Origin of the sequence: Variovorax sp. KBS0712 (assembly GCF_006323185.2) — a bacterium.
GTDB classification, from domain to species: Bacteria; Pseudomonadota; Gammaproteobacteria; order Burkholderiales; family Burkholderiaceae_C; genus Variovorax; species Variovorax boronicumulans.
This window is the reverse complement of record NZ_VCCD02000001.1, coordinates 2,995,095-3,020,035: the sequence shown is the minus strand read 5'-3', so window position 1 is coordinate 3,020,035 and position 24,941 is coordinate 2,995,095. Positions and strand designations below refer to the sequence as shown.

Below are 24,941 nucleotides of genomic sequence, written 5' to 3'. Positions count from 1 at the left end.
CTCAGCCTCCGCGTGCCTTGAACTTGGGATCGAGTGCGTCGCGCAGGCCGTCGCCGAGCATGTTCACGGCCAGCACCGTGAGCGCGAGGAACAGGCCGGGCAGCAGCACGGTCGAGGGGTGCGAGGTGAAGTGCGTGCGGCCTTCGGACATGATGTTCCCCCAGGTCGGCACCTCGGACGGCAGGCCGATGCCCAGGAAGGACATCACGGCCTCCACCAGCATCGCCGCCGCGCAGATGAAGGTGCCCTGCACGATCAGCGGCGCCACCGTGTTGGGCAGGATGTGGCGCAGCATCAGCTTCCAGGTCGGCGTGTCGAGCGCGACGGCCGCTTCCACGTACGGCTCCTCGCGCACCGACAGCACCACCGAGCGCACCAGCCGCGCCACGCGCGGCGTCTCGGGCACCACGATGGCCAGGATCACCGTGAGCAGGCTGGGCCGCCACACGGCCACCAGCACGATCGCGAACAGGATGCCGGGGATGGCCATCATCCCGTCCATCACCCGCATGATCACGCCGTCGAGCCGCCGGAAGTAGCCCGCCACCATGCCCACCACGAGGCCGAACGCGACCGAGCCCAGCGCCACCGCCACGCCCACCGACAGCGAGATGCGCGCGCCGTAGGCCGTGCGGCTCCACAGGTCGCGGCCCATGCTGTCGGTGCCCAGCGGGAAGAAGCGATCGAAGCTGTCGCCCGCCAGCGTGGTGAACTCGGCGCGCGAGCCGGGCGGCAGGTGCGAGTTCGCGGGGTCCATCGCGTTCGGGTCGATGGTGCCGAGCCAGGGCGCGGCCACCGCCAGCAGCAGCATCGCGGCCAGCAGGACGCCGCCGATGCGCACGCCGCCGTTGGCGAGCAGGCGGCGCAGCAGCGAGCGGGCCGGGGCCCGGGGTGCGGCGGGAGGAACCGCGGCAGAGGCAGGCGCATCGTCGCGCAGGGAGATCGAAGTCATGGCGGGGCTTTCGAAGGAAGGTCAGTACCGGATGCGCGGATCGAGCAGCAGGTAGCTCAGGTCCACCAGCAGGTTGACCACCACGTACACGAGCGAGAAGAAGAGGGTGATCGCCTGGATCAGCGGGTAGTCGCGTGAGAGCACGGCGTCCACCGTGAGTTGGCCCAGGCCGGGGATCGCGTAGATCGTCTCGGTGACCACCACGCCGCCGATCAGGCCCGCCACGCTCAGGCCGATGACGGTGGCGATCGGCACGGCCGCGTTGGCCAGCGCGTGGCGCAGCAGCATGCGCCACTCGGCGATGCCCTTGGCGCGCGCGGTGCGCACGTAGTCTTCGGTGAGCGCCTCCGACACTGCCGCGCGCGTGACCCGCGCGATGAGCGCCGCGTACATCACGGCCAGCGTGACGCAGGGCAGCACCAGGTGGCGCAGCCACGGGCCCACGCCGTCGCCGATGCGCTGGTAGCCCTGCGAAGGCAGCCAGCCGAGCTGCATCGAGAACAGCCAGATCATCACGTAGCCGGCCACGAACACCGGCACCGAGAAGCCGAGCACCGAGGCGCCCATGATGAAGCGGTCGAGCCGGCCGCCGCGCCGCGAGGCCGCGAGCACGCCCAGCGGCACGGCGATCAGCACCGTGAGCACCACCGTCACCGCCGCCACCGAGAGCGTGGGCTCCAGGCGCTGGCCGATCAGGTCGGTCACGCGCATCCGGTAGAAGAACGAGTAGCCGAGGTCGCCGCGCAGCACCTGGCCGAGCCAGTGCACGAACTGCGTCACGATCGATGCGTCCAGGCCCAGCTGGGCGCGGATGCGCGCGATGTCCTGCGCGCTGGCCGCGTCGCCGGCGATGGCCGCCGCGGGGTCGCCGGGCGTCATGCGCAGCAGCAGGAAGACGATGACGGCCACGATCAGGAGCACGGGCGCGGTGGCCAGTCCGCGGCGCAACAGGAAGTGGAGCATGTGAATCAGGTCCTTGACGAGGGGCCGGGCGTGTGGCGCGGGCAAAGGAAGTCCCGCCCGGCTGCCGCGCAAGGCGCAGCCGGTCAGGGGTGGCGATCAGAAAGGGAGAGGGGCGGGCGCGCGGGCCGGCCTATGTCGCGGTCATGGCGATGGCGCGGACGTCTTGCGCACGTTCCAGTACAGCACCGCCGGCGAGGGCAGCAGGCCGGTGATGGTGCCGCGGCGCACGGCCGTGGGCGCCTTGCCTTCGCCGAGCGGGGCCAGCACGCCGTGCTCGAGCACGACCTGCTGGATCTGCGTGGCGATCTCCTTGCGCTGCGCGAGGTCGGCGGTGGCGATGAACTTGGTCTTCAGCGCCTCGAGCTCGGGCACCACGGGCCAGCCGAAGTAACCCTGGTCGCCGTTGCCGGTCAGCGGGCTGTAGCCGATGGGGCTGCTCGCGTCCACGCCGCCCCAGAAGGTGATGAAGGCGTTCCAGCCGCCGTTCTCGGGCAGGTCCTTCTTCGCGCGCCGGGTCACGAGCGTGGCCCAGTCGGTGGTCTGCACGTCGACGTTGAAGCCCACCTGCTTGAGCAGCTGGCCGTACACCGCGGGCAGCTTGTTCAGCGCAGGCGCGTCGCCCGGCAGCAGGATCACCACGGGCTTGCCGTCGTAGCCCGATTCCTTGAGCAGCTTGCGCGCCTCTTCGAACTGCGGCTTGCCGGTGTAGAAACCGGTCTTGTCGCTCGCGTAGAGCGAGCCGCACAGGTAGATCGAGGCGCAGGGCTTGTAGAAGTCGCGGAAGGTGACCTGCGCGCGCAGCATCGCTTCCTGGTTGATGGCCAGCATCGCGGCCTTCAGCGCCTTTGGGTTGTTGAAAGGCGGCACCTTGTGGTTGTAGAGCACCGTGAAGGGGCCCGCCGGCATCACGTCGACCAGCTCGATCTTGTCGTTGGTGCGCATGCCGGTGTAGCCCGACGAGGGCACGGTTTCGAGCATGTCGACCTCGCCGTTGAGCAGCGCATTGGTCTGCGTCTGCGGGTCGCGCAGCATCACCCACTCGACGCGGTCCACATGCACCACCTTGCCGCCGGCCAGACCCGAAGCGGGCTCCTTGCGCGGCACGTAGGCGGTGTTCTTGCGGTAGATGACGCGGTCGCCCGGGCGGAAGTCTTCCTTGGCGAGCGTGAAGGGGCCGGAGCCCACCAGCTCGTCGATCTGCTTGTCGGCGGGCGTGTCGGCCACGCGCTTGGGCATGATGAACGGCACCAGCGGGTTGGGCTTGCCGAGCGCGTCGAGCACCACGCCGAAGGGCTGCTTGAACGTCATGCGAAAGCCGTTGGGGCCGTCGGCGGCGATGCTGTCCATCGCCTCGTACATCTTCTGGCCCAGCGTGTCGCGCTTGGCCCAGCGTGCCAGCGAGGCGATCACGTCCTGCGAGGTGACCGGGGCGCCGTCGTGGAACTTCAGGCCCGGACGCAGCGTGAAGCTCCACACCTTGTTGTCGGCGCTCGCGCTGTACTTGTCGACCATCTGTGGCTTGATGACGCCCTTCTCGTCCATCGCGAAGAGGGTGTCGTAGATCATCAGGCCGTGGTTGCGCGTGATGTTGGCGGTGGTCCAGATCGGGTCGACGATCTTCAAATCCGACGAGGGCACGGTGCGAAGCACGGTCTGGGCGGACACGGTGGCGGCGAAGCACAAAGCGAGCGCCGACAGGGAAGCCGCCGCGACGCGGCGCGGTGAAAGGTGGATTGCCATGGAGCCTTACTTCTTTCGGGAGGGAGCGGAAGAACCGGGGGAGGAAGGGGGCGATTCCTTGCTTTCGCGCAGCTGCACCAGCAGGAATTCGAAGATGTCGCGCGAGCCTTCTTCCGCGTCGATGAGCTTGTGCATGATGCGGCGCAGGTTCTCGATGTCGGCGACGCTCAGGCAGTCGAGAAAGCGCGCTTCCATCTCATGCCCGATGGGCTCGGCGCGCAGCACCATGTCGATGCCGGCGGGGCTCAGGCACAGGCGGATCTGCCGCGCGTCCTCGGCGCCGATCTGGCGCTCGACCAGATCGCGCTGCACCAACGAACTCACCAGCTTGGAGACCAGCGTCTTCTCGATGGCGCAGGTCTGCACCAGCTGGCCCATGGTGATGCCGGGCGCGGCGCCGATCATCCGCAAGAGGCGCACGTCGCGGATCGACAGGCCGAGCTCGATCTCGTAGATGCGCGAGCCGCGGTCGCGCGTGCGCTGCGACGCCAGGTCGAGCAGGACGTTGAGGTAGTCGTCTTTCAGGCGAAGCGGGGCGTGCATGGCGGGTTGGTAGAAGTCTTCAATAGTTGAAATGTTCAACTATGTGGGCAAACTACGCAAGCTCCGGGCCAGCTGTCGAGGGAAATCCCCTAGGGGTGCGCCGCCAGAGGGGAAAGACGCCAGGGAGAAAGAAAAACCGGGCCCGCGAGGCCCGGCGTGTTCACCGATCCGGTGCTGCGCATGCACCAGGATGCGAAGGCGGGCACCGTGCAGGCGCCGCCGAGGTGCGCGCTGTCAGGCCGCGTCCTGGCGCACGATCACCTGCCCGTTGCGCGCCCCACTGTGCACGCCGTGCCGCCACGTCACGGCGCCGTTCACGATCACCGCGTCGATGCCTTCGGCCGGCTCGGTCGGCGTTTCGTAGTTCGCGGTGTCGCGCACGGTGGCGGCATTGAAGACCACCACGTCGGCGTGGTGCCCGACCTTGAGCGCGCCGCGTTCGTGCAGGCCGAAGTTGCGTGCCGTGAGCCCCGTCATCTTCCACACCGCCGTCTCCAGCGGGAACAGCCCCACGTCGCGGCTGTAGTGCCCCAGCACGCGCGGGAAGGTGCCCCACAGGCGCGGGTGTGGCTTGTCGCCCAGCGGAATGCCGTCGGAGCCGATCATGGTTTCGTCGAAGGCGAGCACGCGCTGCACGTCGTCCTCGTCCATCATGAAATAGATGGCGCTGCCGGGCGACAGGCGCAGCGCGGCCTCTTCGCCCGACACGCCCCATTCGGCGGCGATGTCTTTCAGGTCGCGGCCCGCGCATTCGGGGTGCGGCACGCTGGAGGCGATGAGCACGCGCCCGTCCATCATCCCGCGGTCGGTGCGGATCATGGTGGAGCCTGCGGTGTACGGATAGCAGTCGAGGCCGATGCACTGGTGCTTCATCGTTTCCTGGATGAAGGGCAGCGTGACCTTGGTCTTGCCGAAGTTCTGCGTGTTCTGCACCTTGTGGTGCGACACCACCACGGGGATGTCGAGCGCGCGGCCGATGTGGAAGGTTTCTTCGAGCGACTCCATCACGTGGTCGCTCTCGTCGCGCATGTGCGTCACGTACAGCGCCTTGCGTGCCGTGAGCGGGCGGCCGACCTCGATGATCTCCTCGGTCGTGGCCTTCACGGCCGGCGGGTAGAAGGTGCCGGTCGACAGGCCGATGGCGCCGGCCTGCATCGCTTCTTCGACCAGCGCCTGCATGGCGGCGATCTCCTTGTCGGTCGCGGGCCGGTCGAGGTCGGACATGGTGACGGCGCGCAGGGTCGAGTGGCCGACCATCGCCGCCACGTTGACGGACGAGGGCGTGGCGCGCAGCGCGTCGAGGTAGGCCGCGAAGGTCGTGAAGCGGTCTTCCGGCGGCGTCTCGAGCAGGCTCAGCGGCATCGGCAGGTCCATGTCGGCGCGCAGCGGCGCGGCGCTGATGCCGCAGTTGCCCGCCACCACGGTGGTCACGCCCTGCGACACCTTGAACGGCATCTGCGCGTGCGACAGCACGGCCTGGTCGTCGTGCGTGTGCGAGTCGATGAAGCCCGGTGCGACGATGCGGCCGGTGGCGTCGAGCGTCTGGTCGGCCGTGTGGCCCGCGAGCTTGCCGATGGCGGCGATGCGGCCATTGATGATGCCCACGTCGGCGTCGAAGCGCGGGGCCTTGGTGCCGTCGATCACGGTGCCGCCGTGGATCAAGAGGTCGTAGTGGGGTGTCTTGTCGGTCATGAGGGCAATGCTTTCAACGGAAGTGGCAGGCGACCCAGTGGCCGCCCTGGGAAGTCGAGGGGCGCTCGCTCAGTTCGGGCGTCTTCTCCTTGCACACGGCCTGCGCCATCGGGCAGCGCGTGTGAAAGCGGCAGCCCGAGGGCGGGTTGGCCGGGCTCGGCGGATCGCCCTGCAGCAGCAGGCGGCGTGCGGGCGTGCGCGGGTTGGGCACGGGCACGGCCGACAGCAGGATCTCGGTGTATGGATGGCGCGGGGCCGAGAACAGCGTGTCGCGGTCGGCGATCTCCACGATGTGGCCGAGGTACATCACGGCCACGCGGTGGCTGATGTGGCGCACCACGGCGAGGTCGTGCGCCACGAACAGGTAGGCGATGCCGAACTCGGCCTGCAGGTCCATCAGCAGGTTGACCACCTGGGCCTGCACCGACACGTCGAGCGCCGACACGGGCTCGTCGCAGACGATCAGCTTGGGGTTCAGCGCCAGCGCGCGCGCAATGCCAAGGCGCTGGCGCTGGCCGCCCGAGAACTCGTGCGGAAACTTCTTCGCCGCCTCGGGCCGCAGGCCCACGCGCGAGAACAGCCACTGCACGCGCTCGCGCCGCTCGGCCACCGACACGTCGCCGAAGTTGCGCAGCGGCTCGGCCACGATGTCGCCGGCCGTGAGGCGCGGGTTCAGCGAGGCGTAGGGGTCCTGGAAGATGATCTGCAGGTCGCGCCGGCGCTGGCGCATCGCGTTCGCGGGCAGGGTCAGCAGCTCTTCGCCATCGAGCCGCACCGAGCCCGAGGTGGGCTCGACCAGCCGCATCACCGATTTGGCCGTGGTGGTCTTGCCGCAGCCCGACTCGCCGACCAGCGACAGCGTCTCGCCGTGCCCGACGTTGAACGACACGCCGTCGACCGCCTGGATGGCCGGCTTGGCCGGGCGCAGCCAGCGCCGCGGCGAGGTGTAGTGCTTGCGCAGCTCGCGCACCTGCAGCAGCGGCGCCTTGGTGGATGGGGTCGTCGTTGTCGTCATGCGCTCACCTCGGCAGCCTCGTCGGCCCATTGTTCCTGCACCGCGAAGCAGGCGACCACGTGCCCGTCGCCCTGCGTCGAGAGCGGCGGTGTCTCGCGGCGGCAGCGTTCGCGTGCCTGCGCGCAGCGCGCGGCAAAGGCGCAGCCGCGCCCCAGCTCGTGCGCGGCGGGCACCATGCCCGGAATCTCGTGCAGCCGCGCGCTCGAGGTGCTCATGGCGGGCATCGAGGCCATCAGCGCGCGGGTGTAGGGGTGCAGCGGGCGGTCGAACAGGTCGACCACGTCGGCTTCTTCCACCTTCTTGCCGGCGTACATGACGACCACGCGGTCGCAGCTCTCGGCCACCACGCCCAGGTCGTGCGTGATCATCACCACGCCCATGCCCAGCTCCTTCTGCAGCCGCTTGATGAGGTCGAGGATCTGCGCCTGGATGGTCACGTCGAGCGCAGTGGTGGGCTCGTCGGCGATCAGCACCTCGGGGTTGCAGGCCAGGGCCAGCGCGATCATCACGCGCTGGCGCATGCCGCCCGAGAGCTGGTGCGGGTATTCGTTCACGCGCCGCTCGGGCTCGGGAATCTGCACCAGGCGCAGCATCTCGACCGCGCGCTGCAGCGCCTCGGCGCGGCTGGCCTTCTGGTGCAGCTGCACCGTCTCGGCGATCTGCCGGCCCACGGTGAGCACCGGGTTCAGCGAGGTCATCGGCTCCTGGAAGATCATCGAGATGCGGTTGCCGCGGATCTGGCGCATCTCGCGTTCGCTCAGCTGCATCAGGTCGGTGCCGCGCAGGCGCACGGCGCCCATGTGGCGACCGGGCGGCGTGGGCACCAGCCGCAGGATCGAGAGCGCCGTCACGCTCTTGCCGCAGCCCGATTCGCCGACCACGCCGAGCGTGCGGCCCGCGCGCACGGTGTACGACACGCCGTCGACCGAGCGCACCGTGCCCGCGAGCGTGCTGAAGTAGGTGCGCAGGTTGTCGACCTCGAGCAAGGGCTCGCCGGGGGCGAGGGTGGCCTGGGACATGGGGATCGTCATGGCGCGTTCCTCTTCACAGCTGCCGCGCCAGGCGCGGGTCGAGCGCATCGCGCAGGCCGTCGCCGAGCAGGTTGATGGCCAGCACCGTGGCCGCCAGCAGCAGGCCCGGGTACAGGATGATGTGGAACGCCACGGTCACGAAGTTGCGGCCCTCGGCCATCATGTTGCCCCAGCTCGGCGTCTGCGAGGGCACGCCCACGCCGAGGAAGGACAGCGCAGCCTCGGTGAGCACGGCGGCGGCGGCCACGAAGGTGGCCTGCACCACCAGCGGTGCCACGATGTTCGGCAGCACGTGCCGCACGAGGATCACCGGCAGCCGCGTGCCGACCGCATGCGCGGCCTCCACGAACAGCTGCTCGCGCAGCGTGAGCGCCAGCGAGCGCACCAGCCGCACCACGCGCGGAATCTCGGGCACCGTGATGGCGATGATCACCGTCGTGAGGCTGGCGCGCGTCACGGCCATGAGCGCAATGGCCAGCAGGATGCCGGGGATGGCCATGAGCCCGTCCATCACCCGCATGATCGGGCCGTCGGCCCAGCGCACGAAGCCCGACACCAGGCCCAGCGCGATGCCGAAGAAGGTGGCGAGCACGGCCACCGAGGCGCCGACGATCATCGACACGCGACCGCCCCACACGGCGCGGCTGAACACGTCGCGGCCCAGCGCGTCGGTGCCGAACCAGTGCTCGGCCGAGGCCGGCTGCATGCGCGCCAGCGGATCGATGTCCTGCGGGTCGTGGGTGGCGATCCAGGGCGCGGCGATGGACAGCGCGGCCACCGCGAGGAGCAGCAGCGCGCCGACGATCAGCGTCGGGTGCTTGCGCACCCAGCGCCAGCGCGGCGGTACGAAAGGAGGGTCTTCGGCGGCGTCGGCGACGGCGGTGCTGGGCACCGGCGCATCGACCTCGCGCAAGGGCAGGGCAGTGGACATGGCGTCGTGGGGCTCGTTCTTTGTTCTAGTACTGGATGCGCGGATCGAACAGGCGGTAGCTCAGATCGATCAGGAGGTTGATCAGCACGTACACGCCCGCCGACAGCAGCAGCACGCTCTGGATCACCGGGTAGTCGTGGCGCTGCACCGAATCGATCACCAGCCGGCCCACGCCTGGAATGGCGAACACCGTCTCGGTGACCACCACGCCGCCGATGAGCAGCGCAATGCCCGCGCCGATGGTGGTGGCGATGGGAATGGCCGCGTTGCGCAGCGCATGGCCCAGCACCGGCAGCACGCCCAGGCCCTTGGCGCGCGCGGTGCGGATGTAGTCCTCGTGCAGCACCTCGAGCACGGTGGCGCGCGTCATGCGCGTCACCAGCGCGATGTACACCAGCGCCAGGTTCACGCAGGGCAGCACCAGCGCGCGCAGCCAGGCGCCGGGGCCTTCGGAGAAGTTCACGTAGCCCTGCACCGGAAACCACGGCAGCTGCACCGCGAAGGTGTAGACCAGCAGGTAGCCCACGAGGAACACCGGCACCGAGAAGGCCAGCACCGCGAACAGCATCACGAGGCGGTCGATCCAGGTGCCCGCGCAGTAGGCCGCGAGCGTGCCCAGCGGCACGGCCGTCACCAGCGTGATGAGCATGGTCAGCGCCGCGATCGACACCGTGGGCTCCAGCCGCTGGCCGAGCAGCTGCGTCACCGGCACCTGCGTGAAGATCGAGGTGCCCAGGTCGCCGGTGAAGATCTTGCCGATCCACAGCCCGAACTGCTGCCACAGCGGCAGGTTCAGGCCGAGCGCGGCGCGCAGCTTGTCGATGTCCTCGGTGGTGGCGAGGTCGCCCGCGATGAGCGCGGCCGGATCGCCCGGCGACAGGTGGATCAGCAGGAAGACCACCACGGCCACCACCGCCATCACCGGCAGCGTGGAAAGAAAGCGTCGAACGATGTAGCCCATGGCGGTGCGCGTGGCTTACTTGTCGAGCATCCAGACGGTCGGCAGGCCGGCCCACATCTTGTCCAGCCCCTTGATGCTGGCGCGCGCCGCGAACGCGGCCGAGTACTGGCCCGCGTTGATGTACGGCACGGCCTCGTAGGCGCGCGACTGGAAGGCGTCGAGCAGTTCCTTGCGCTTGGCCGGCACGGTTTCCTTCAGCCAGGCGGTGCGCAGCTCGTCGAGTTTCTTGTCGCAGGGCCAGCCGGGCAGCGTGTTGCCGCAGGCCGCGCCCAGGTAGGCGTTGCTGATGGGTGAGTTCACGTCGAACTCGCCGGCCACCGTGACGTACATGTTCCAGCCGCCGGCGTCGGCCGCATCGCGCTTGGCGCGGCGCGCACCGATGGAGGCCCAGTCCATGGTCTGCGCATCGACGTTCAGGCCGATGCTCTTCATGGTCTGCGCGGCCATCAGCGCCTCGGCGTTGAGGTAGGGCACGTCGCTGGGCACCATCAGCACCACCTTCTCGCCCTTGTAGCCGGCGTCGGCGAGCATCTTCTTCGCCTTGGCGACGTCGGCCTTGCGGAAAGGCTCCGCGCCGGCCGAGGTGTCGTTGGGGCTGCCGCAGATGAACCAGGTGGCGCAGTAGGCCATGCGCATGTCCAGCGGGAAGCCCATGGCCGCGACGAAGCGTTCCTGGTTCACGGCCTGCAGCAGCGCCTGGCGCACCTTCGGGTTGTCGAAGGGCGGGTGCAGCTGGTTCATCACCAGGAAGCCCTGGTAGGCGCCGCCGGAGCCGATCTTGATGTTGCTGTCGGTGCGCAGCGGCGCGATGTAGTCGGGCGCCAGCTGCTCGATGTAGTCGACCTCGCCGCGCTTGAGCGCCGAGATCGCGCTGTTGGCGTCGGGCAGGTAGAGCCATTCGACGCGGTCGAGGCTGGTCTTCTTGCTGCCGGCCAGGCCGCTGGGCGGCTCGCTGCGCGCCACGTAGTTCGGGTTGCGCACGAACACCGTCTTGTTGCCCGGCACCCATTCGTCACGCTTGAAGATGAAGGGCCCCGAGCCGACGACCTCGGTGAGGGGGGCGGTGGCCGGCAGCTTGGCGATGCGCTCGGGCAGGATCACCGGCGGAAAGCCCGAGGGCTTGGCGAGCGCGTCGAGCACCATGCCGAAGGGCTCGTTGAGCGTGAGCGTGAAGTTGCGTGCGTCGGTGGCCTTCCATTCGGCGCCGACGGCCGTCATGGCGCGGCCCAGGCTGTCGCGCGCCGCCCAGCGCTGCAGCGAGGCCACGGCGTCGGCCGAGGTCACGGCGGCGCCGTCGGAGAACTTCAGGCCGGGGCGCAGCGTGAAGCTCCACTGCTTGCCGTCCTTGGAGGTCGTGTACTTCTCGACCATCTGCGGCTGCGGCTTGCCGGTGGCGTCCTGCGCGAACAGCGTGTCGTACACCATGTGGCCGAAGTTGCGCGAGATGTAGGCCGTGGTGAAGGTCGGGTCGAGGATCTTCAGGTCGGCATGCGCCACCACCTTGAGTGTCTTGGGCGGCGTCTGGGCGAGCGCGGGAAGGCTGGCGGCCGAAAGGGCCAGGGCAGCGAGGGCAGCAAGCGTTCGTCGGGTCATCGTCGGTTCTCCGGTCGGTGGGGCGAAACAAAAAAGAAGAAAAGGGAGTTCAGGCGGCGACGCCGATGGGCCACTTCGGCAGGCGAGCCTTGCGGTACGGCAGGGTGGTGAGGTCGAGCGTCACGGCGCCCGGCGCGCCGGCGTAGATCACGTGTTTCGCAACCTGCGAGTACGACGCGTAGAAGTGCTGCGACGACTTGACGACCACGATCTTCTTGGCCGCCAGGTCGCAGCCCAGCTGCGTGAACAGGTCGGTGCCCATGGCCTGGTTGCGCCGCGTGATCAGCACGATGTCGATGCCGTTGACCTCGACCAGCGCGCAGTCGCCCATGGCTGTGGGCATGTTCGACAGGCCCGTCATCACCAGGTCTTCCTGCAGCGCCTTCACGGTGCATTCGAGGTCCAGCGGATCGCCCGACAGCGGGCTGATCTTGCCGCCGATGCGCATCTGCAGCCTGGCGCCCACGCCGGCGTCGAAGGCGATGCGCACGGCGATCGGGTCCCACATCGGGCCCAGCGCGGCGTTGGTGATGCCGCGCTCCAGCATGCGGCGCAGGATGAAGGTGGAGTCGCTCGCCGCGCCGCCGCCGGGGTTGTCGGCGCCGTCGGCCAGCACCACGGGGCCGCCGTCGAAGGCGAGCGCTTCGTCGAGCGAGTCGTCGATGCTGGGGTAGTTGACCGTGAGGCCATCGCGCATGCCGATGACTTCGTCGGCCAGCTGGCGCGCCAGCGCATTCGCCTTGGCCTGGTCGCCGTCGGTGTAGACCAGCACCTTGGTGCCCATCTCGGGCACGTCGCCCCACGAGAAGCCGTGCGTGAGCGAGACCGAGAGCACGCCGTCCTTGCCTTCGAGCGCCTGCATGCGCTGCACGAAGCTGCGCGCCGGCTCGCGCGAGGTGTGGACGGTGACGATGATGTCGCAGTCGACCATCGCGACCACCGGCTTGACTTTTCCTTCCACGGCCGCGGCGCAGATGTCGACCAGCTCCAACCCGCGTTCGAGCACGTCGGTGTGCGGGTACTCCTTGAAGGAGACCATCACGTTGGCGTTGTCCACCATGGCGGGCGTGAGGTGGTTGTGCGGGTCGAGCTCGGCGCCGATCACCACATCAGGGCCGACGATCTGGCGCACGCGCGCCAGCATGTCGCCTTCGCAGTCGTCGTAGCCGTCGGCCACCATCGCGCCGTGCAGGCCGAGCAGCACCATGTCCACCGGCAGCGCGGCGCGCAGGTCGTTCAGCATTTCGTCGCGCAGGGTTTCGTAGGCATGGCGCGTGGTGATGCCGCTGGGCTGCGCGCCCGCCACCATGCCTTCGAGCAGCGTCCAGCCCTTTTCCTTGCCACGGATGCGCGCGGCCCACAGCGGGCCCGAGTAGATCGTCAGCGCATCGGGATGCTGGCCGGCGGGAAAGTAGCCGCGGTCCTTGAAGGAGGCGATGCCGGTCGGCATCGGGCCGAAGGTGTTGGTTTCGGTGGCGAGGGAGGCACTGAAGACACGCATGGTGATTTCTCGTGGGGAGGATTTGTTGTGGGGGAAGGAACGGATCAGCCGGCCGTGCGCAGCCGCTGCGGGCCGAGCATCTCGGCCGTGAGTCCGAAGCCCGCGATGCGCTCGGGCAGCGGCAGGCCGCGTGCCAGCGCGGCGCAGGCCTCGCCCATGGCGGCCGAGGTCTGGATGCCGTAGCCGCCTTGCGCCGCGACCCAGAAGAAGCCGGGCGCGTCGGGCGCGAAGCCGCCCACCAGGTCGCCGTCGGCCACGAAGGAGCGCAGGCCGGCCCAGGTGCGCGTGGGGCGGCGGATGGCGAGCGTGGTCGCTTCTTCGATGCGGTGCATGGCGATGGCGATGTCCATCTCTTCGGGCTGCACGTCCTGCGGCTCGACCGGGTCGGCGTTGGCCGGCGAGCCCAGCAGCATGCCGGCGTCGGGCTTGATGTACCAGCCCTCGTCGGCGGCGAACACCATCGGCCAGTGCGCCACGCTCTGGCCCTCCGGCGGCGAGAAGATGAAGGCCGAGCGGCGGCGCGGCTCGATGCCCAGCGGGCGAACGCCCGCCAGCTGCGCGATCGTGTCGACCCAGGCGCCGGCAGCGTTGAGCACCACGGGCGCCTCGTACACCGTGCCACCCGCCGTCACGCGCCAGCGTTCGCCCACGCGTTCCATGGCCGTGACCTCGGCGTCGCACACCAGCTTGCCGCCGGCCTGGCGCATGCCGCGCAGGTAGCCCTGGTGGATGGCGTGCACGTCCATGTCGGAGGCGTCGGGTTCGTACACCGCGCCGGCCACCTGTTCGGGGCGCAGCGCCGGCACCATCTCGCGCGCCTGCTCGCCATCGAGGCGCTGGGCGCCGACGTTCATGGCGCGCAGCAGCTCCCAGTGCGCTTCGAGTTCGTGCAGGTGCTCGGTGCCCGCGACCATCATCGCGCCGCGCGGCGTGAGCAGCGGGTGCTCGGCGAAGCCTTCGGGCGGGTGTTCGAGGAAGGCGCGGCTGGCCATGGTGAGGGCGCGCACCTGCGGCGTGCCGTAGCTCTCCATGAAGAGCGCGGCCGAACGGCCGGTGGAGTGGTAGCCCGGCTGGGCTTCGCGTTCGAGCAGGATCACGCGGGCATGCGGGGCGAGCCAGTGGGCCACCGAGGCCCCGGCGATGCCGCCGCCGATCACGAGGTAGTCGGCCACGACGGGAGTGGTTGTGCTTGTTGTCATCGCCGAAAAGTGTAGGTAGAAATTTGCGGATACGCAAATTGATTTGCGCCAACCAAGGGGAAACCATGGGTGCACCACCGAGGTGAAATTTGCGTACACGCAATTTGCGCATACGCAAAACGCATGCCGGGGCTGTCGCGCCGTGCGTGGCCGGCCGGGCGCGGGGCTGGCAGAATCACCCGGCATACCTAGAGAAAGCCAAGCGTGACTCCACACACAGGGAACCGGGGCGGGGCGAAGCCGAAGGAAGAGCCGCCCACGCTGGACCGCACCACTTTCGGCCATCGCCTGCGCACCGCGCGCAAGCGTTTCGGCTGGACGCTGGCGCAACTGGCCGAGCGCTCCGGCGTGTCGATCACCACCATCTCCCGCGCCGAGCGCGGCCAGCTCGCGCTCGGCTACGAGAACTTCACCGCGCTGGGCCGCGCGCTCGAGATGGACATGAACGCCATGTTCGCGGGCGCCGGCGTCAAGCCCGAGCAGCTCGACGGCCCGGTCGTCACGCGCGCGGGCAAGGGCGTGGTCTACAAGGGGCTGGCCATCGCCTACGAGTTCCTGGGCACCACCGCCGCCGGCAAGCAGATGAGCCCCATCGTCGGCACCGTGCACGCGCGCCGCATCAACGGCCCCGAGGACTTCGTGCGGCACACGGGCGAAGAGTTCGCCTACGTGCTGTCGGGCGAGATCGACGTGTACTTCGACAACGGTGAGGTGGTGCGCCTGGCGCGCGGCGACTCGCTGTACTTCGACAGCCGCCTCGGGCACGCCTACGTGAGCGTGAGCCGCCAGCTCGCGAAGATCGTGGGCATGACCTCGGGGGAGAGCGGGCACATGAAGTCGGCGCGCGAGGCGCCTGCGATGAAGCCGGCGCGCAAGACTGTGGTGGTGAAGAAGACCGCGGGTGGCCGCAAGGGCTGAGCTCCCACGTCAGCCTGCGGCCCGGCATGAAGGAGACATGACGATGTCAGAGCACCGGATCTTCGCGATGCCGTTCGCCAAGGTGTACCCCATGTACGTCCAGAAAGCGGAACGCAAGCAGCGCACGAAGGAAGAGGTCGACGAGGTCATCTGCTGGCTAACCGGCTACGACGCGGCGGGGCTGCAGCAGCAGATCGACCAGCAGAACGATTTCAGGACCTTCTTCGCGCAGGCCCCGGCGCTGCACCCGAACCGCGCGCTGATCAAGGGCGTGGTGTGCGGCGTGCGCGTCGAGGAAGTCGAAGACCCGCTGATGCAGAAGATCCGCTACATGGACAAGCTGGTCGACGAGCTGGCCAAGGGCAAGGCGATCGAGAAGATCCTGCGAACGTAGTGCCTGTCTACCCCGTCGCCACGATGACGTGCGCCTGGATCTTGCCCGCCACCGGGCCGGTGCCATGGCGGCTGGCAATCGCCTCCTCCGCGCGGTCGGTCGCAAGCTGGAGCAGGCTCGCGTCGCGCGCCTCGATCTCGTTGCGCAGCGGCGTGCCCTGGCAGTAGGCCACCGCCACCTCGCGTGGCGAGGGCGAGCGGCTCAGTTTCTCGTGCGTCTGGACCTCGATGTCGGTGAACCCCGCGCGGCGCAGGTCGTCGCGGATCTGTGCGACGTCGTGGTAGCCGTGCGGCGTGCGCGCGAGAAAGCGCGGCGGGTCGTCCGGGAACACGGTGGCGACGGCGCGGGTGACGTCGTCGGCGAAGGCGTTGTCTTCGATGCGGTCCCAGACGCTGAACACGAAGCGCCCGCCGGGTTTCAGCACGCGACGCGCCTCGCTGTAGCCGGCAACTCTGTCAGGGAAGAACATGGCGCCGAACTGGCACAGGACCACATCGAAGGATGCGTTCTCGAACGGCAGGGCGAGCGCATCGGCCTGCCGCCATTCGATGCGGTTGTCCCTCGCCTGCCGCGTGACGGCGTAGTCGAGCATGGCGGGGTTGAGGTCGGTCACCACGTAGCGCGCACCGGCGCCGAGCTGGGGTGCCAGCATCCGCGTGACCGCGCCGCTGCCGGCCGCCGTTTCCAGCACCGCGCCGGGCGAGAACGCAGCGACCAGGGCGGCCGCGTCGACGGCGTAGCCCTCGAAGATCAGGGGGACCATCAGCGTGTCGTAGAACTTCGGGATCGAGCCCGCGAACACCTTGTCGCTTTCGTCGGCCATGGGAACTCCTTGAAAGCTCTGAACAGAGCGGGCCTGCTCCCTTGCTCCAACGAGTCCGTTGCCTGTTCGGGCATGCGTGACGGGGACGATGGGCCATGGTGGCCCTGCCAGGCATCGTCGTCAACGCCGTTGCGCGGGCGTCCTCCCCTGTAGTGGGTACCGGAGATGTTGCCGGGCGTTTCGGGCGCGCCGATCGGTCGACCCCCTAACGGCCGCGGTCCCCGTCGCGCACCGATTCGATGGTGCCGTTGTAGATGCGCACGATGCCGAAGAAGGTGCCCGGCCCGCGGTCGTAGGTCCACTCTTCCATCGGCACGCACTGGGTGGCCAGCACGGCCTCGGGGCTGCCCGGCCGATAGGGCGTGAGGACCCAGCCGAGCTGCACCATCGGCTCGCAGACCATCTGCCGGTAGACCGGTTCGCCGCAGGTCTGGAGCAAGGTCGCGGGCGACGCTCCTTTTCCGACGAGGTAGCCGTTGCAGGCAAGGGACTGTGCTGACGCGGAACTGGCGATCAGCAAGGCGGCCGCTGCGATCGAAACCCCGGTGGCCAGGTGTGTGAGACGAGTCATGCTCGGCATCGTTGACCCTCTTGAATGCTTCATGCGTTCATCACTCACTCACGAACCAGCTGGACATACCGCCAGAGGCCCCAGATTGCGCCGAAGGTGATGCCGATGCCCATGCTCCAGCCCGCCGGCACATCGAATCCGAGCGCCAGGATCAACATCAAGCCGACGCTGACCAGCGCGATGAAAGTCAACGTGACGAAGTCGAAGCGCGCGACCTCGACGGTGTCTTCCGCCACGCTGCGGTTGCGCTGGCCGTGCTTGCGGCGCAGGCCGCGGAACAGCAGGACATCGAGAGCGAAATCGAAGATGCCGACGACAAGGTCGGCCAGGATGCTCCACATCGGGACGCTCCATTTGCGGTGACACCCTGGGTTGTCGCTGTGCGCTCAAGGGTCCGACCCGGGTGGTGCGGCGGAGCCGGGCGAAATGTTAGCGTGCTTCCGGCAAGGCAGGCCATCGTCCTCCGACCCGCTTCACCCCGGCATCTTCGGCGGCCAGTGGTGCGTCTCGCCACGGCCCTCGCTGCACCAGGCATAGAGCGCGTCGTACATCACGAGCCCGTGCCGCAGCATCGCGTGGTCGTCGGCAAACACGCGCGACAGGCCCAGCGAGATCGCGTAGAGCCCCGCCGACTGCGGCGTGAGGTCGAGCCGCGCGGTGTCCGCACCGCGCACGATGTCGGCCAGCTGGTGCAGCGCAGGCTCGGTGAGCCGGTACTTCGCGAGGAAGGCGTCGAAGCTGCAGCGCTCGCCGACGTGGCTCATCTCCACGCCCGGAATGTCGTAGGGCGTGGCGCCGGTGCTTTGCGCCATCGTCAGCACGTCGGCCGACGGCACGTAGAGAAACTCGGCCTCGCGGTCGATGAAGCGCAGGATCAGCCACGGGCAGGCGATGCGGTCGATCTTCGGGTGTTCGCGGGTGATCCATTTCATGGCGTGGCTCCTGGGTCGGCAGGCTTGGGCTGGAGCGGCCGGCCGGCGGCCTGCCAGCCGTCGATGCCGCCGCGCAGATAACGGGCATCCAGGCCCGCGGCGCGCAGCCGCAGGGCCGTGCTGCGTCCGACCTCGTGGCCGTACACGCAGTAGACGACCAGCGCGCGGTCGGCCGGGAGCTCGACGGCCCAGTGCTCGACCGCCGCCGGGTCGCGCCAGCGGGCACCGGGGAGCATCGACGCGGCCTGTGCGAACACGCCGGCACGGCGCACGTCGAGCAGCATCGAGCCGGCCACGTCGTCAGCTGTCGCGCCGAAGGGCTCACTGGCGGCGTGCACAGCCTGCTGGTAGCGCGCGTACACCGGGGCCCAGTCGATGTTGGCCATGAAGGCTTCGACATACGCGCCGGCGGCGGCGCCGTGGTCCAGGTGGTAGGCGTGCTCGTACATGTCCAGCGCCAGCAGGGGCGTGCCGCCCGCCAGCGCGTGGGTGTGGTCAGCAGCCCATTGGTTGACCAGCGTGCCCTCGCGCGGCTGGAAGGTGAGCAGCACCCAGCCCGAACCGCCGCCGAGCGCCTTGCCCATCGCTGCGAATTCCTCGCGCCATCGGTCGACGCTGCCGAAATTTGCAGCCAATGCGAGTGCCATGGCGGGCTCCATCGTCTGGCCGTCGCCGCCGAGCGAGGCGAAGTACAGCTCGTGCAGCAGCATCGAGTTGCTGGCGATGAGCTCTTCGCGCTTGAGGCCGTTGAGCGCGAAGCCGGGCATGGCGGTGAACGATGCCGTGGCGAGCTGCGCGCGGATGGCGTTGAGGCGCCTGACGGCACCGCCATAGTTGTTCTGGTGGTGGCTGTTCAGAAGTTGCGCCGACAGGCCGCGCAGCGCGGCGGGATCGAAGGGCAAGGCTTGAGTTCGGGCGTCCATGACGACTCCTTCAGCGCAGCAGCGGAAGCAACAGGGTGACTGCCAGCCCGATGGCCGCGCAGGCACCGAGCAGTGGCATCACGCCGACCTTGAAGCGGAACAGGGCGAGCGTCGCGGCCACGGCAATCACCGCCGACACCGCATCGAAGCGGCCTGCGAAGCCATGCGGCCAGAGCACGTGGTACGCGAAGAACAGCGCCAGGTTCAGGATCACGCCCACTACCGCCGCGGTGATCGCCGACAGCGGCGCCGTGAAGCCCAGCCGGCCGTGCGTGGCCTCGATGGCGGGCCCGCCGGCCAGGATGAAGATGAACGAGGGCAGGAAGGTAAAGAAGGTGACGACCGTCGCGGCCAGCGCGCCGCCGAGGAACAGCGAGTCGGGCCCCAGCACCTGCGTCAGCCAGCCGCCGACGAAGCCGACGAAGGCCACGACCATGATGAGCGGCCCCGGCGTGGTTTCTCCCAGCGCCAGCCCGTCGATCATCTGCGCGCCGGAGAGCCAGTGGTATTGCTCGACGGCCCCCTGGTACACGTAGGGCAGCACGGCATAGGCGCCGCCGAAGGTCAAGAGCGCGGCCTTGGTGAAGAACCCGCCCATCTGCGTGAGCGTGCCGTGCAGGCCCTGGGTCGCGGCGAGCACGCCCATGGCCAGCAGCCACAGGCCCAGGCCGATGCCCAGGATCTTCAGCAGGTGCGCGCGGGAAAAGCGCGCGTGCGCCGGCGTGGGCGTGTCGTCGTCGATCAACGCCGGGCCGTAGTGTTGTTGCGCGCTGCCATGGCCGCCGCCGAGTGCGAACACCTCGGGCGCCCGTCGCGCGCCGACGTGGCCGATGAGGCCGGCGGCCAGCACGATCGCCGGAAACGGCGCGTCGAACGCAAAGATGGCGACGAAGGCCGCGGCGGCGATGCCCCACATCCACCGGTTCTTCAGCGCGCGGCTGCCGATGCGGTGCGCCGCATGCAGCACCAGCGCGGTGACCGCCGGCTTGATGCCGTAGAAGACGCCGGCCACCACCGGCACGTTGCCGAAGCGCAGGTAGACCCACGACAGCGCGATGAGGATGAACAGCGAGGGCAGCACGAACAGGGCGCCGGCCACGAGGCCGCCGCAGGTGCGGTGCATGAGCCAGCCGATGTAGGTGGCCAGCTGCTGCGCCTCGGGGCCGGGCAGCAGCATGCAGAAGTTCAGCGCATGCAGGAAGCGCTTCTCGCTGATCCAGCGCCGTCGCTCGACCAGCTCCGCATGCATGATCGCGATTTGCCCGGCGGGCCCGCCGAAACTGATGAAGCCGAGCTTGAGCCAGAAGCGAAGCGCTTCGGCAAAGGAAATGGGGGCAGGGGGCGCAGGAAGCGCAGAGGGGGCGTCAGGCAAGGCGGTGTCCACGGAAAACTCCGTTGAGGGTCACCAGCGCTTGGACGGGACACCGTCTTGCTTTGCAGCGCGGGAGGCTGTTTTCCCGCGGAGGGGCATCGTAGCAGTGGCCGTTCCTGCTGGCAACGCAGGGCCCTCAGGCCCTCTTCACGTTGCTGGAACTCACCCGTGCGTCTTTTGGGTCAGCGCACCTTCGCGCACACGTGCTTGAACACGATCCCGCTCACCGTGGTCGGGCCGCCCACGGCTTTCCACTCGCTGCGCCGGGCGAGGTCGATGTCGTGCACTTCCAGCGGCCCGTTGTGGCTCACGACGCGGCGCATCTTCTCGCGCCGGCCCTTGCAGTCGTAGTCGTAGAGATAGCGCGAGGTGCGAAACGGGGTCTTGCCCACGTCGGTCTGCAGCTCGTCGTAGCGGTAGAGCGTCCACGCCTCCACGGCATCGCCATGCGGCTTGACCGAATCGCGTTGCAGCAGCACCTGCTTGCGCGGGGTGGTGGCGATCTCGGTCCAGGTGTCGGCGGCGTGTGTGGCAACTGCAGTCAGCAAGGTCGCTGCAGCGCAGGCGGATGCAACGAGATGGCATGCCAGCACGGCGCGGTGCTTGGGCAGACGAGGCTTCATTGGTTTCACTCCCTGTGAATCGGTGGCAAGCAGGCGAAGAATGCCATGCATCGCCTCGGGCGAGAAACTGCGCCTCAGGCCGCGATGAACGCCGAAGGCTTCTGCCCGAGCCGCTTGCGGAACATGGTGGAGAAGGCGCCCGGGCTGTCGTAGCCCAGCTGAAGCGCCACCGCGGTCACCGGCCGGCCCATTGCCAGCTGGGCCATGGCCGAGAGCAGGCAGGCCTGGCTGCGCCATTCGGCGAACGCCATCCCGGTGTGCAGGCGGAAGAACCGGCTGAAGGTGCGTTCGCTCTGGTGCAGCTGCCGTGCCCAGGCCAGGGGCGACGTGCGCACGTCGGGCGCGTGCAGGAAGGCGATGCACAGCGCCGCCAGCCGCGGCTCGCCCGGCAGCGGCGCAAAGAAGGGCAGGGCCGCCGCGCGGCCGACTTCTTTCAGCACCAGCGACATCAACAGGCCGTCGCGGCCGCGTTCGTCGTACAGCGCCGGCACGTCGATGGCCTCGATCAACAGCTGCCGCAGCAGCGGCGACACGGCCAGCACTTCGCACTGCGGACCACCGCGCGGCACAGCCGCCGGCTCGATGTAGAGGCTTCGGGTGCTGACGCCCACCATCCGCACCCGGTGCGGCTTGCCGGCCGGAATCCAGACACCGCTGTGGGGCGGCACGACCCAGGCGCCGTCGTCCGTGCCCACCTCCATCAGCCCGGTCGCGCCGTAGAGAAACTGGGCACGGCGGTGGCTGTGCATTTCGAGCAGGGTGCCGGGCGCGTAGTCGGTGCCGATGGCCAGCACGGCGCGGGGCGTGGGGTCGAGGGTGTCGAGAGGCTGGTTGCGCACGGCAGCGGATTCAGGGGTTGGCCGGAACGCAAATATTGTTGACCGAACATCGCAAGCGCGCCAGTCCCTCGGACTCTAGCCTCGAGGCTTCTTTCCGTGTCGATGGAGTGCCTTGTGTCGTTGTATGTGATGTTGGTGGTGTGCGGAGGTCTGACGGGCGTCACCACCGTGCTGTTCGGTTTCGGCGGCGGATTCGTCGTGGTCCCGTTGCTCTACCAGCTGCTGTCCCAGCTGAATGCGGCCGACAGCGCCGTCGGGCAGTCGGCCATGCAGATCGCGGTGGCCACGTCCACCTGCGTGATGGTCTTCGGCGCGTTGCTGGCCACGTGGCGGCATCAGCGTGCAGGAACGCTGGACTGGTCGCACATCAGGCCGCTGCTGGGCGTCATCGGAGCCGGTGCGGTGCTGGGGGCGCTGGCCGCCACTGCTGTTCACGGGGAATGGCTGCGCTGGGCGTTTGCGGCGTACCTCGCGTTGACCATCGTGGACTGCTGGCTGCGCCCCGGCTTTCTTTCGCCGATCATGGCGAGCAAGGCGGCGCCCTCTCTCGCGGCCACGACGCTGTCGGGCCTGGCGATCGGCTGGATTGCCGCGTTCCTCGGGGTCGGCGGCAGCGTGATGACGGTGCCGCTCATGCGCCGTCGCGGCATCGAGATGAGCCGCGCGACGGCCATGGCCAATCCGCTGTCCCTGCCGGTCGCGCTGGCGGGCACGGCCACCTACGTGGCCCTGTCCGCCACCTCGACGCCGACGTTCGGGCCGTGGCACGTCGGGTATGTCGACGTGCGCGCGGCGGCGGCGCTCGTGGTGGGTTCGTGGATCGGCATCCGCTTCGCCGCGCTGTGGATCGGGCGCATTCCGGACCGCGTCCACGCCAAGGTCTACCTGGCCTTGTTGATCGTGGTGTTCGGGGCGATGGTGGTGCGCTGAGCGCGCGGCCCCGTCCCGCTTCACGCCATCGACGCGCCCAGCAGGAAGTCCGTGACCTCGTCCGAGAACACGCTGCGCCGCGCACCGAGGAGCACGCCGTTCGCGTCCTGCGGGTCGGGCCGCGCGGGAGGCATGCCGTGCGCCACCAGGGCCTGGGCACAGCCCACCCAGTCGCCGCCTTCGACGGGCTCGTTGAGCGAGGCCCACGACAAGGAGCCGCAGGCGTTGTCGCCGAAGCCGTGCAGCGCCTGCCAGTCGGCGCCGTGTGCGAGCAGGAACCGGGTGAGCGCCGCATCGCCGCAGAACACGGCGTGGTTGAGCGCCGAGGCGTCCCAGTCGCCGCCACGGACTTCGAGCGGCCAGCCGAGCGTGACCATCGCCTTCACCGCATCGCTGCAGCCCTGCGCTGCGAGCTCGGGCAGCAGGCGAAGCTGCGTGGTGTCGAGCGAGCCGATGAGGCCAGGGTGCCGCGCCTGCAGTTCGCGCGCCGTGGCTTCGTCGCCGCGCGCGCATGCAGCGATGAAGGCTTCGCTGGTGGAGAGCGGCGTCTGCTCACCGCTCGCCGCCTGCAGCAGCTGCGCGACCTCGGTCAGCCCGAAGCGCAGGGCGACCGTGTGGGCGGGTGTGCCGTCATGCGTGAACACGTTGGGGTGCGCGCCAGCGGCCAGCAAGGCCTGGATGTGCGCCGGTGAACGGCGGCGGCGAAGGGCCCACAGCAGCGGCGAACCCCAGTCCGAGATGGGTGGGCCCTGCGGCGGTTCGTTCGCGTCGCCGCCGTGCGCGAGCAGGAGGCGCAGCGTCCCGACGTCGTCCAGGTCGAGTACCCGGTACAGCGCGTTCGAGCCCGTCACGTGCGCGCCGGCTTCCAGCAGCAGCTTCGTGCAGGCGGGCTGGTCCAGCGAGTGGTACAGCGATTCGCCGTCGTTCGGGTCGGCCCCGGCGTCGAGCAGCAGCTTCGTCAGTTCGGGGTCGTGGTTTTGGCCGGCCGCGCCGTACAGCGCGGAAAGCCGCTCGGTGTCGGCCGGCGCTTCGAGCGATGCGGGAGGCCAGCGGTTGCCGGCCGATTGATCGGGGGACGCGCCGGCGTCGAGCAGGAACTTCGCACACGCATGCAGGCGTTCGCGATGGCCCGGCAGTCGCATCAGGCCGGAATGGGTGACGGCGACGAGCGGCGGCAGCTGCAGCGGGCCGCCCGCGCGATGGACCCATGCGGGGTCTTGCGCGGTGGCGTGGCGCAGCGCGGCTTCATCGCCGATGGCGCAGGCCACCCAAGGGTCGCCAGCCGCCGCCAGGGCGGGGTTCTCGTCGCGCATGCGCAAGGCCGCCGCGGGCCGTGCGCGGTTCGTGCTACCAGCGATGTCGCCCGCATACACGAGGCGCAGCCAATGAAGCACTGCCTTGGCCGGGTCATCGGCCTGCGCCCTGCGGGTGAGAACAAAGCCCTGCAGGTCGGCCCACGAGGCGAAGCCGTACTCGCGCGCCACGCACGACTGCGCATCGTGCAGACGCAAGCCCTGGCCTGCGAGGGCGCCATCGGACTTGCCCGACGCGGCGGGCAAGGCACTGCGAAATCGGTGAAAGGCCGTGGGGTCGTTGCTGCGGTAGAGCGCCAGCAGTTCCTTGGCTTGCTTCTTCAGGTGGCCGATGTCGGGCCGGGCGGGAATGCGCTTCATGGAAACCTCCGTGCATCAGGCGCCGATGACCCGCAAATCCGGCTGCACAAAAGGCTGTGGATCGTCATGAAGAAGGCAAGTGGGTTCAACCCTTCCCGCGGGCCCGGGCGCGGCTTGCACCGCGGCTCGGATGGTAGCGGATCGGGGCAGGGCGGCGCCCTGCGCCGAAGTGCAGGTCACCGCTTGCGCGCCACGATGAAGGGGCGGTTCTCGCCACCCTTCGTCGCGTGGTTCTCGCTCGCAAGGACCTCGAAGCCGGCGGCCTGCAGATGCGCCCCGAGCTCTTCCGCCCGGAACACGCCGGCATGCGGCGCCAGCCCGATCGCGCGCATCGCGGGCAGCAAGGCCAGCCGCAGCAGCGGGGTCATGTCGCCGAGGCAGGGCGTCTTGGAGATGAACAGGCCCTGCGGTGCGAGCAGGGCGTGGATGCGGCGCAGCGTGCCGGGCAGGTCGCGCACCAGGTGGAGGTAGTTGAACCCCAGCACGGCGTCGAAGGGGCCTTCGTTCGGTGCCAGCGTCTCGGCGGTCGCCACGCGGAACGACAGGCCGGGGACCGGGGCGGCGGCGTGCTTCTCTTCGGCGATGGCGATCATGCCTTCGGCGATGTCCGTCGCCAGGTACGCGCGGGCGTGGCTCGCGAGGCGCAGGGCCGTCGTGCCGGTGCCGCAGCCCAGCTCGAGCACGCGCGCGTCCGGCTTGAAGAGAGCGCGGGTCCGCTCGAGCGTGCGCGCGTAGCCGGCCTCGTCCGCGATGGCGCTCTTCGCGTAGCGGCGCGAGCTGCGGTCCCAGAATCTGGCGTCGTTCGCGAGGCTCATGGTCTTG

At 69.3% G+C, this 24,941-nt stretch carries 25 protein-coding genes; 3 read left to right on the top strand and 22 right to left on the bottom strand.

Annotated features, from left to right (window positions below; translation table 11 throughout):
* Window position 1: 1 nt before the first annotated feature.
* From FFI97_RS13970 to FFI97_RS13915, 12 genes are all read right to left on the bottom strand, one after another.
* The gene (locus FFI97_RS13970) at window positions 2–952 is read right to left on the bottom strand and encodes an ABC transporter permease (RefSeq protein ID WP_139701900.1); all 951 of its coding nucleotides are present in this window, start codon (window positions 950–952) and stop codon (window positions 2–4) included.
* 21 nt (window positions 953–973) lie between these two features.
* Complete coding sequence (locus FFI97_RS13965) at window positions 974–1,915, bottom strand: ABC transporter permease (RefSeq protein ID WP_139701899.1); 942 nt, start codon at window positions 1,913–1,915, stop codon at window positions 974–976.
* Window positions 1,916–2,056: 141 nt separating this feature from the next.
* Entirely contained in the window at window positions 2,057–3,655 is a 1,599-nt protein-coding gene (locus FFI97_RS13960; protein ID WP_139701898.1) for an ABC transporter substrate-binding protein, read from the bottom strand.
* Window positions 3,656–3,661: 6 nt separating this feature from the next.
* Entirely contained in the window at window positions 3,662–4,198 is a 537-nt protein-coding gene (locus FFI97_RS13955; protein WP_139701897.1) for a MarR family winged helix-turn-helix transcriptional regulator, read from the bottom strand.
* Between the two features lie 234 nt (window positions 4,199–4,432).
* Entirely contained in the window at window positions 4,433–5,890 is a 1,458-nt protein-coding gene (locus FFI97_RS13950; RefSeq protein ID WP_139701896.1) for an N-acyl-D-amino-acid deacylase family protein, read from the bottom strand.
* Window positions 5,891–5,903: 13 nt separating this feature from the next.
* Window positions 5,904–6,905: an ABC transporter ATP-binding protein gene (locus tag FFI97_RS13945; protein WP_095744278.1), complete on the bottom strand. Its 1,002-nt coding sequence runs from the start codon at window positions 6,903–6,905 to the stop codon at window positions 5,904–5,906.
* Complete coding sequence (locus tag FFI97_RS13940) at window positions 6,902–7,936, bottom strand: ABC transporter ATP-binding protein (RefSeq protein ID WP_139701895.1); 1,035 nt, start codon at window positions 7,934–7,936, stop codon at window positions 6,902–6,904. The genes FFI97_RS13945 and FFI97_RS13940 overlap by 4 nt, the downstream gene beginning before the upstream one ends.
* A 13-nt stretch (window positions 7,937–7,949) precedes the next feature.
* Window positions 7,950–8,867, bottom strand: a complete 918-nt coding sequence (locus FFI97_RS13935; RefSeq protein WP_235944270.1) for an ABC transporter permease — start codon at window positions 8,865–8,867, stop codon at window positions 7,950–7,952.
* 25 nt (window positions 8,868–8,892) lie between these two features.
* Window positions 8,893–9,828, bottom strand: a complete 936-nt coding sequence (locus FFI97_RS13930) for an ABC transporter permease (RefSeq protein WP_056574393.1) — start codon at window positions 9,826–9,828, stop codon at window positions 8,893–8,895.
* 15 nt (window positions 9,829–9,843) lie between these two features.
* Window positions 9,844–11,421 carry an ABC transporter substrate-binding protein gene (locus tag FFI97_RS13925; RefSeq protein ID WP_139701894.1) on the bottom strand — a complete coding sequence of 526 codons (1,578 nt, stop codon included), beginning with the start codon at window positions 11,419–11,421 and terminating at the stop codon, window positions 9,844–9,846.
* A 49-nt stretch (window positions 11,422–11,470) separates the two neighbouring features.
* The gene (locus FFI97_RS13920) at window positions 11,471–12,922 is read right to left on the bottom strand and encodes a M81 family metallopeptidase (protein ID WP_139701893.1); all 1,452 of its coding nucleotides are present in this window, start codon (window positions 12,920–12,922) and stop codon (window positions 11,471–11,473) included.
* A gap of 44 nt (window positions 12,923–12,966) precedes the next feature.
* The gene (locus tag FFI97_RS13915) at window positions 12,967–14,121 is read right to left on the bottom strand and encodes an NAD(P)/FAD-dependent oxidoreductase (protein ID WP_139701892.1); all 1,155 of its coding nucleotides are present in this window, start codon (window positions 14,119–14,121) and stop codon (window positions 12,967–12,969) included.
* Between the two features lie 204 nt (window positions 14,122–14,325).
* On the opposite strand from FFI97_RS13915, the gene FFI97_RS13910 reads away from it, so the two are divergent.
* Window positions 14,326–15,039: a helix-turn-helix domain-containing protein gene (locus tag FFI97_RS13910; protein WP_139701891.1), complete on the top strand. Its 714-nt coding sequence runs from the start codon at window positions 14,326–14,328 to the stop codon at window positions 15,037–15,039.
* Between the two features lie 43 nt (window positions 15,040–15,082).
* The gene (locus FFI97_RS13905) at window positions 15,083–15,433 is read left to right on the top strand and encodes a DUF2200 domain-containing protein (protein ID WP_139701890.1); all 351 of its coding nucleotides are present in this window, start codon (window positions 15,083–15,085) and stop codon (window positions 15,431–15,433) included.
* 7 nt (window positions 15,434–15,440) lie between these two features.
* Here FFI97_RS13905 and FFI97_RS13900 read toward each other — a convergent pair whose 3' ends face one another.
* The 8 genes from FFI97_RS13900 to FFI97_RS13865 form a co-directional block, all read right to left on the bottom strand.
* Window positions 15,441–16,256 (bottom strand): class I SAM-dependent methyltransferase, encoded by an 816-nt coding sequence (locus tag FFI97_RS13900; RefSeq protein ID WP_139701889.1) that lies wholly within the window; start codon window positions 16,254–16,256, stop codon window positions 15,441–15,443.
* 205 nt (window positions 16,257–16,461) lie between these two features.
* Window positions 16,462–16,827, bottom strand: a complete 366-nt coding sequence (locus tag FFI97_RS13895; protein WP_139701888.1) for a DUF2845 domain-containing protein — start codon at window positions 16,825–16,827, stop codon at window positions 16,462–16,464.
* Window positions 16,828–16,871: 44 nt separating this feature from the next.
* On the bottom strand, window positions 16,872–17,168 hold the full coding sequence (locus tag FFI97_RS13890) for a hypothetical protein (RefSeq protein ID WP_139701887.1): 297 nt from the start codon (window positions 17,166–17,168) through the stop codon (window positions 16,872–16,874).
* 132 nt (window positions 17,169–17,300) lie between these two features.
* Complete coding sequence (locus FFI97_RS13885) at window positions 17,301–17,759, bottom strand: chromate resistance protein ChrB domain-containing protein (RefSeq protein ID WP_139701886.1); 459 nt, start codon at window positions 17,757–17,759, stop codon at window positions 17,301–17,303.
* Entirely contained in the window at window positions 17,756–18,682 is a 927-nt protein-coding gene (locus FFI97_RS13880; RefSeq protein WP_139701885.1) for a Fe-Mn family superoxide dismutase, read from the bottom strand. The genes FFI97_RS13885 and FFI97_RS13880 overlap by 4 nt, the downstream gene beginning before the upstream one ends.
* A 10-nt stretch (window positions 18,683–18,692) precedes the next feature.
* Complete coding sequence (gene chrA, locus FFI97_RS13875; RefSeq protein WP_139701884.1) at window positions 18,693–20,066, bottom strand: chromate efflux transporter; 1,374 nt, start codon at window positions 20,064–20,066, stop codon at window positions 18,693–18,695.
* A 170-nt stretch (window positions 20,067–20,236) separates the two neighbouring features.
* Window positions 20,237–20,677 (bottom strand): surface-adhesin E family protein, encoded by a 441-nt coding sequence (locus FFI97_RS13870; protein ID WP_139701883.1) that lies wholly within the window; start codon window positions 20,675–20,677, stop codon window positions 20,237–20,239.
* 74 nt (window positions 20,678–20,751) lie between these two features.
* A complete protein-coding gene (locus FFI97_RS13865) occupies window positions 20,752–21,516 on the bottom strand; it encodes an AraC family transcriptional regulator (protein WP_139701882.1) in 765 nt (254 codons plus the stop codon).
* A 129-nt stretch (window positions 21,517–21,645) separates the two neighbouring features.
* Between FFI97_RS13865 and FFI97_RS13860 the strand changes: the two genes are divergently transcribed.
* A complete protein-coding gene (locus FFI97_RS13860; protein ID WP_409574631.1) occupies window positions 21,646–22,446 on the top strand; it encodes a sulfite exporter TauE/SafE family protein in 801 nt (266 codons plus the stop codon).
* 20 nt (window positions 22,447–22,466) lie between these two features.
* Here FFI97_RS13860 and FFI97_RS13855 read toward each other — a convergent pair whose 3' ends face one another.
* The gene (locus FFI97_RS13855; protein ID WP_139701881.1) at window positions 22,467–24,119 is read right to left on the bottom strand and encodes an ankyrin repeat domain-containing protein; all 1,653 of its coding nucleotides are present in this window, start codon (window positions 24,117–24,119) and stop codon (window positions 22,467–22,469) included.
* A 176-nt stretch (window positions 24,120–24,295) separates the two neighbouring features.
* Window positions 24,296–24,934, bottom strand: coding sequence for a class I SAM-dependent methyltransferase (locus FFI97_RS13850; protein WP_139701880.1), 639 nt, complete (start codon window positions 24,932–24,934; stop codon window positions 24,296–24,298).
* Window positions 24,935–24,941 lie beyond the last annotated feature (7 nt).

Bases quoted from the DNA above. Each gene is read 5' to 3' on its own strand.
- FFI97_RS13970 (WP_139701900.1), bottom strand. From the start codon at position 952: ATGACTTCGATCTCCCTGCGCGACGATGCGCCTGCCTCTGCCGCGGTT.
- FFI97_RS13965 (WP_139701899.1), bottom strand. From the start codon at position 1,915: ATGCTCCACTTCCTGTTGCGCCGCGGACTGGCCACCGCGCCCGTGCTC.
- FFI97_RS13960 (WP_139701898.1), bottom strand. From the start codon at position 3,655: ATGGCAATCCACCTTTCACCGCGCCGCGTCGCGGCGGCTTCCCTGTCG.
- FFI97_RS13955 (WP_139701897.1), bottom strand. From the start codon at position 4,198: ATGCACGCCCCGCTTCGCCTGAAAGACGACTACCTCAACGTCCTGCTC.
- FFI97_RS13950 (WP_139701896.1), bottom strand. From the start codon at position 5,890: ATGACCGACAAGACACCCCACTACGACCTCTTGATCCACGGCGGCACC.
- FFI97_RS13945 (WP_095744278.1), bottom strand. From the start codon at position 6,905: ATGACGACAACGACGACCCCATCCACCAAGGCGCCGCTGCTGCAGGTG.
- FFI97_RS13940 (WP_139701895.1), bottom strand. From the start codon at position 7,936: ATGACGATCCCCATGTCCCAGGCCACCCTCGCCCCCGGCGAGCCCTTG.
- FFI97_RS13935 (WP_235944270.1), bottom strand. From the start codon at position 8,867: ATGTCCACTGCCCTGCCCTTGCGCGAGGTCGATGCGCCGGTGCCCAGC.
- FFI97_RS13930 (WP_056574393.1), bottom strand. From the start codon at position 9,828: ATGGGCTACATCGTTCGACGCTTTCTTTCCACGCTGCCGGTGATGGCG.
- FFI97_RS13925 (WP_139701894.1), bottom strand. From the start codon at position 11,421: ATGACCCGACGAACGCTTGCTGCCCTCGCTGCCCTGGCCCTTTCGGCC.
- FFI97_RS13920 (WP_139701893.1), bottom strand. From the start codon at position 12,922: ATGCGTGTCTTCAGTGCCTCCCTCGCCACCGAAACCAACACCTTCGGC.
- FFI97_RS13915 (WP_139701892.1), bottom strand. From the start codon at position 14,121: ATGACAACAAGCACAACCACTCCCGTCGTGGCCGACTACCTCGTGATC.
- FFI97_RS13905 (WP_139701890.1), top strand. From the start codon at position 15,083: ATGTCAGAGCACCGGATCTTCGCGATGCCGTTCGCCAAGGTGTACCCC.
- FFI97_RS13900 (WP_139701889.1), bottom strand. From the start codon at position 16,256: ATGGCCGACGAAAGCGACAAGGTGTTCGCGGGCTCGATCCCGAAGTTC.
- FFI97_RS13895 (WP_139701888.1), bottom strand. From the start codon at position 16,827: ATGACTCGTCTCACACACCTGGCCACCGGGGTTTCGATCGCAGCGGCC.
- FFI97_RS13890 (WP_139701887.1), bottom strand. From the start codon at position 17,168: ATGTGGAGCATCCTGGCCGACCTTGTCGTCGGCATCTTCGATTTCGCT.
- FFI97_RS13885 (WP_139701886.1), bottom strand. From the start codon at position 17,759: ATGAAATGGATCACCCGCGAACACCCGAAGATCGACCGCATCGCCTGC.
- FFI97_RS13880 (WP_139701885.1), bottom strand. From the start codon at position 18,682: ATGGACGCCCGAACTCAAGCCTTGCCCTTCGATCCCGCCGCGCTGCGC.
- FFI97_RS13870 (WP_139701883.1), bottom strand. From the start codon at position 20,677: ATGAAGCCTCGTCTGCCCAAGCACCGCGCCGTGCTGGCATGCCATCTC.
- FFI97_RS13860 (WP_409574631.1), top strand. From the start codon at position 21,646: ATGTTGGTGGTGTGCGGAGGTCTGACGGGCGTCACCACCGTGCTGTTC.
- FFI97_RS13855 (WP_139701881.1), bottom strand. From the start codon at position 24,119: ATGAAGCGCATTCCCGCCCGGCCCGACATCGGCCACCTGAAGAAGCAA.
- FFI97_RS13850 (WP_139701880.1), bottom strand. From the start codon at position 24,934: ATGAGCCTCGCGAACGACGCCAGATTCTGGGACCGCAGCTCGCGCCGC.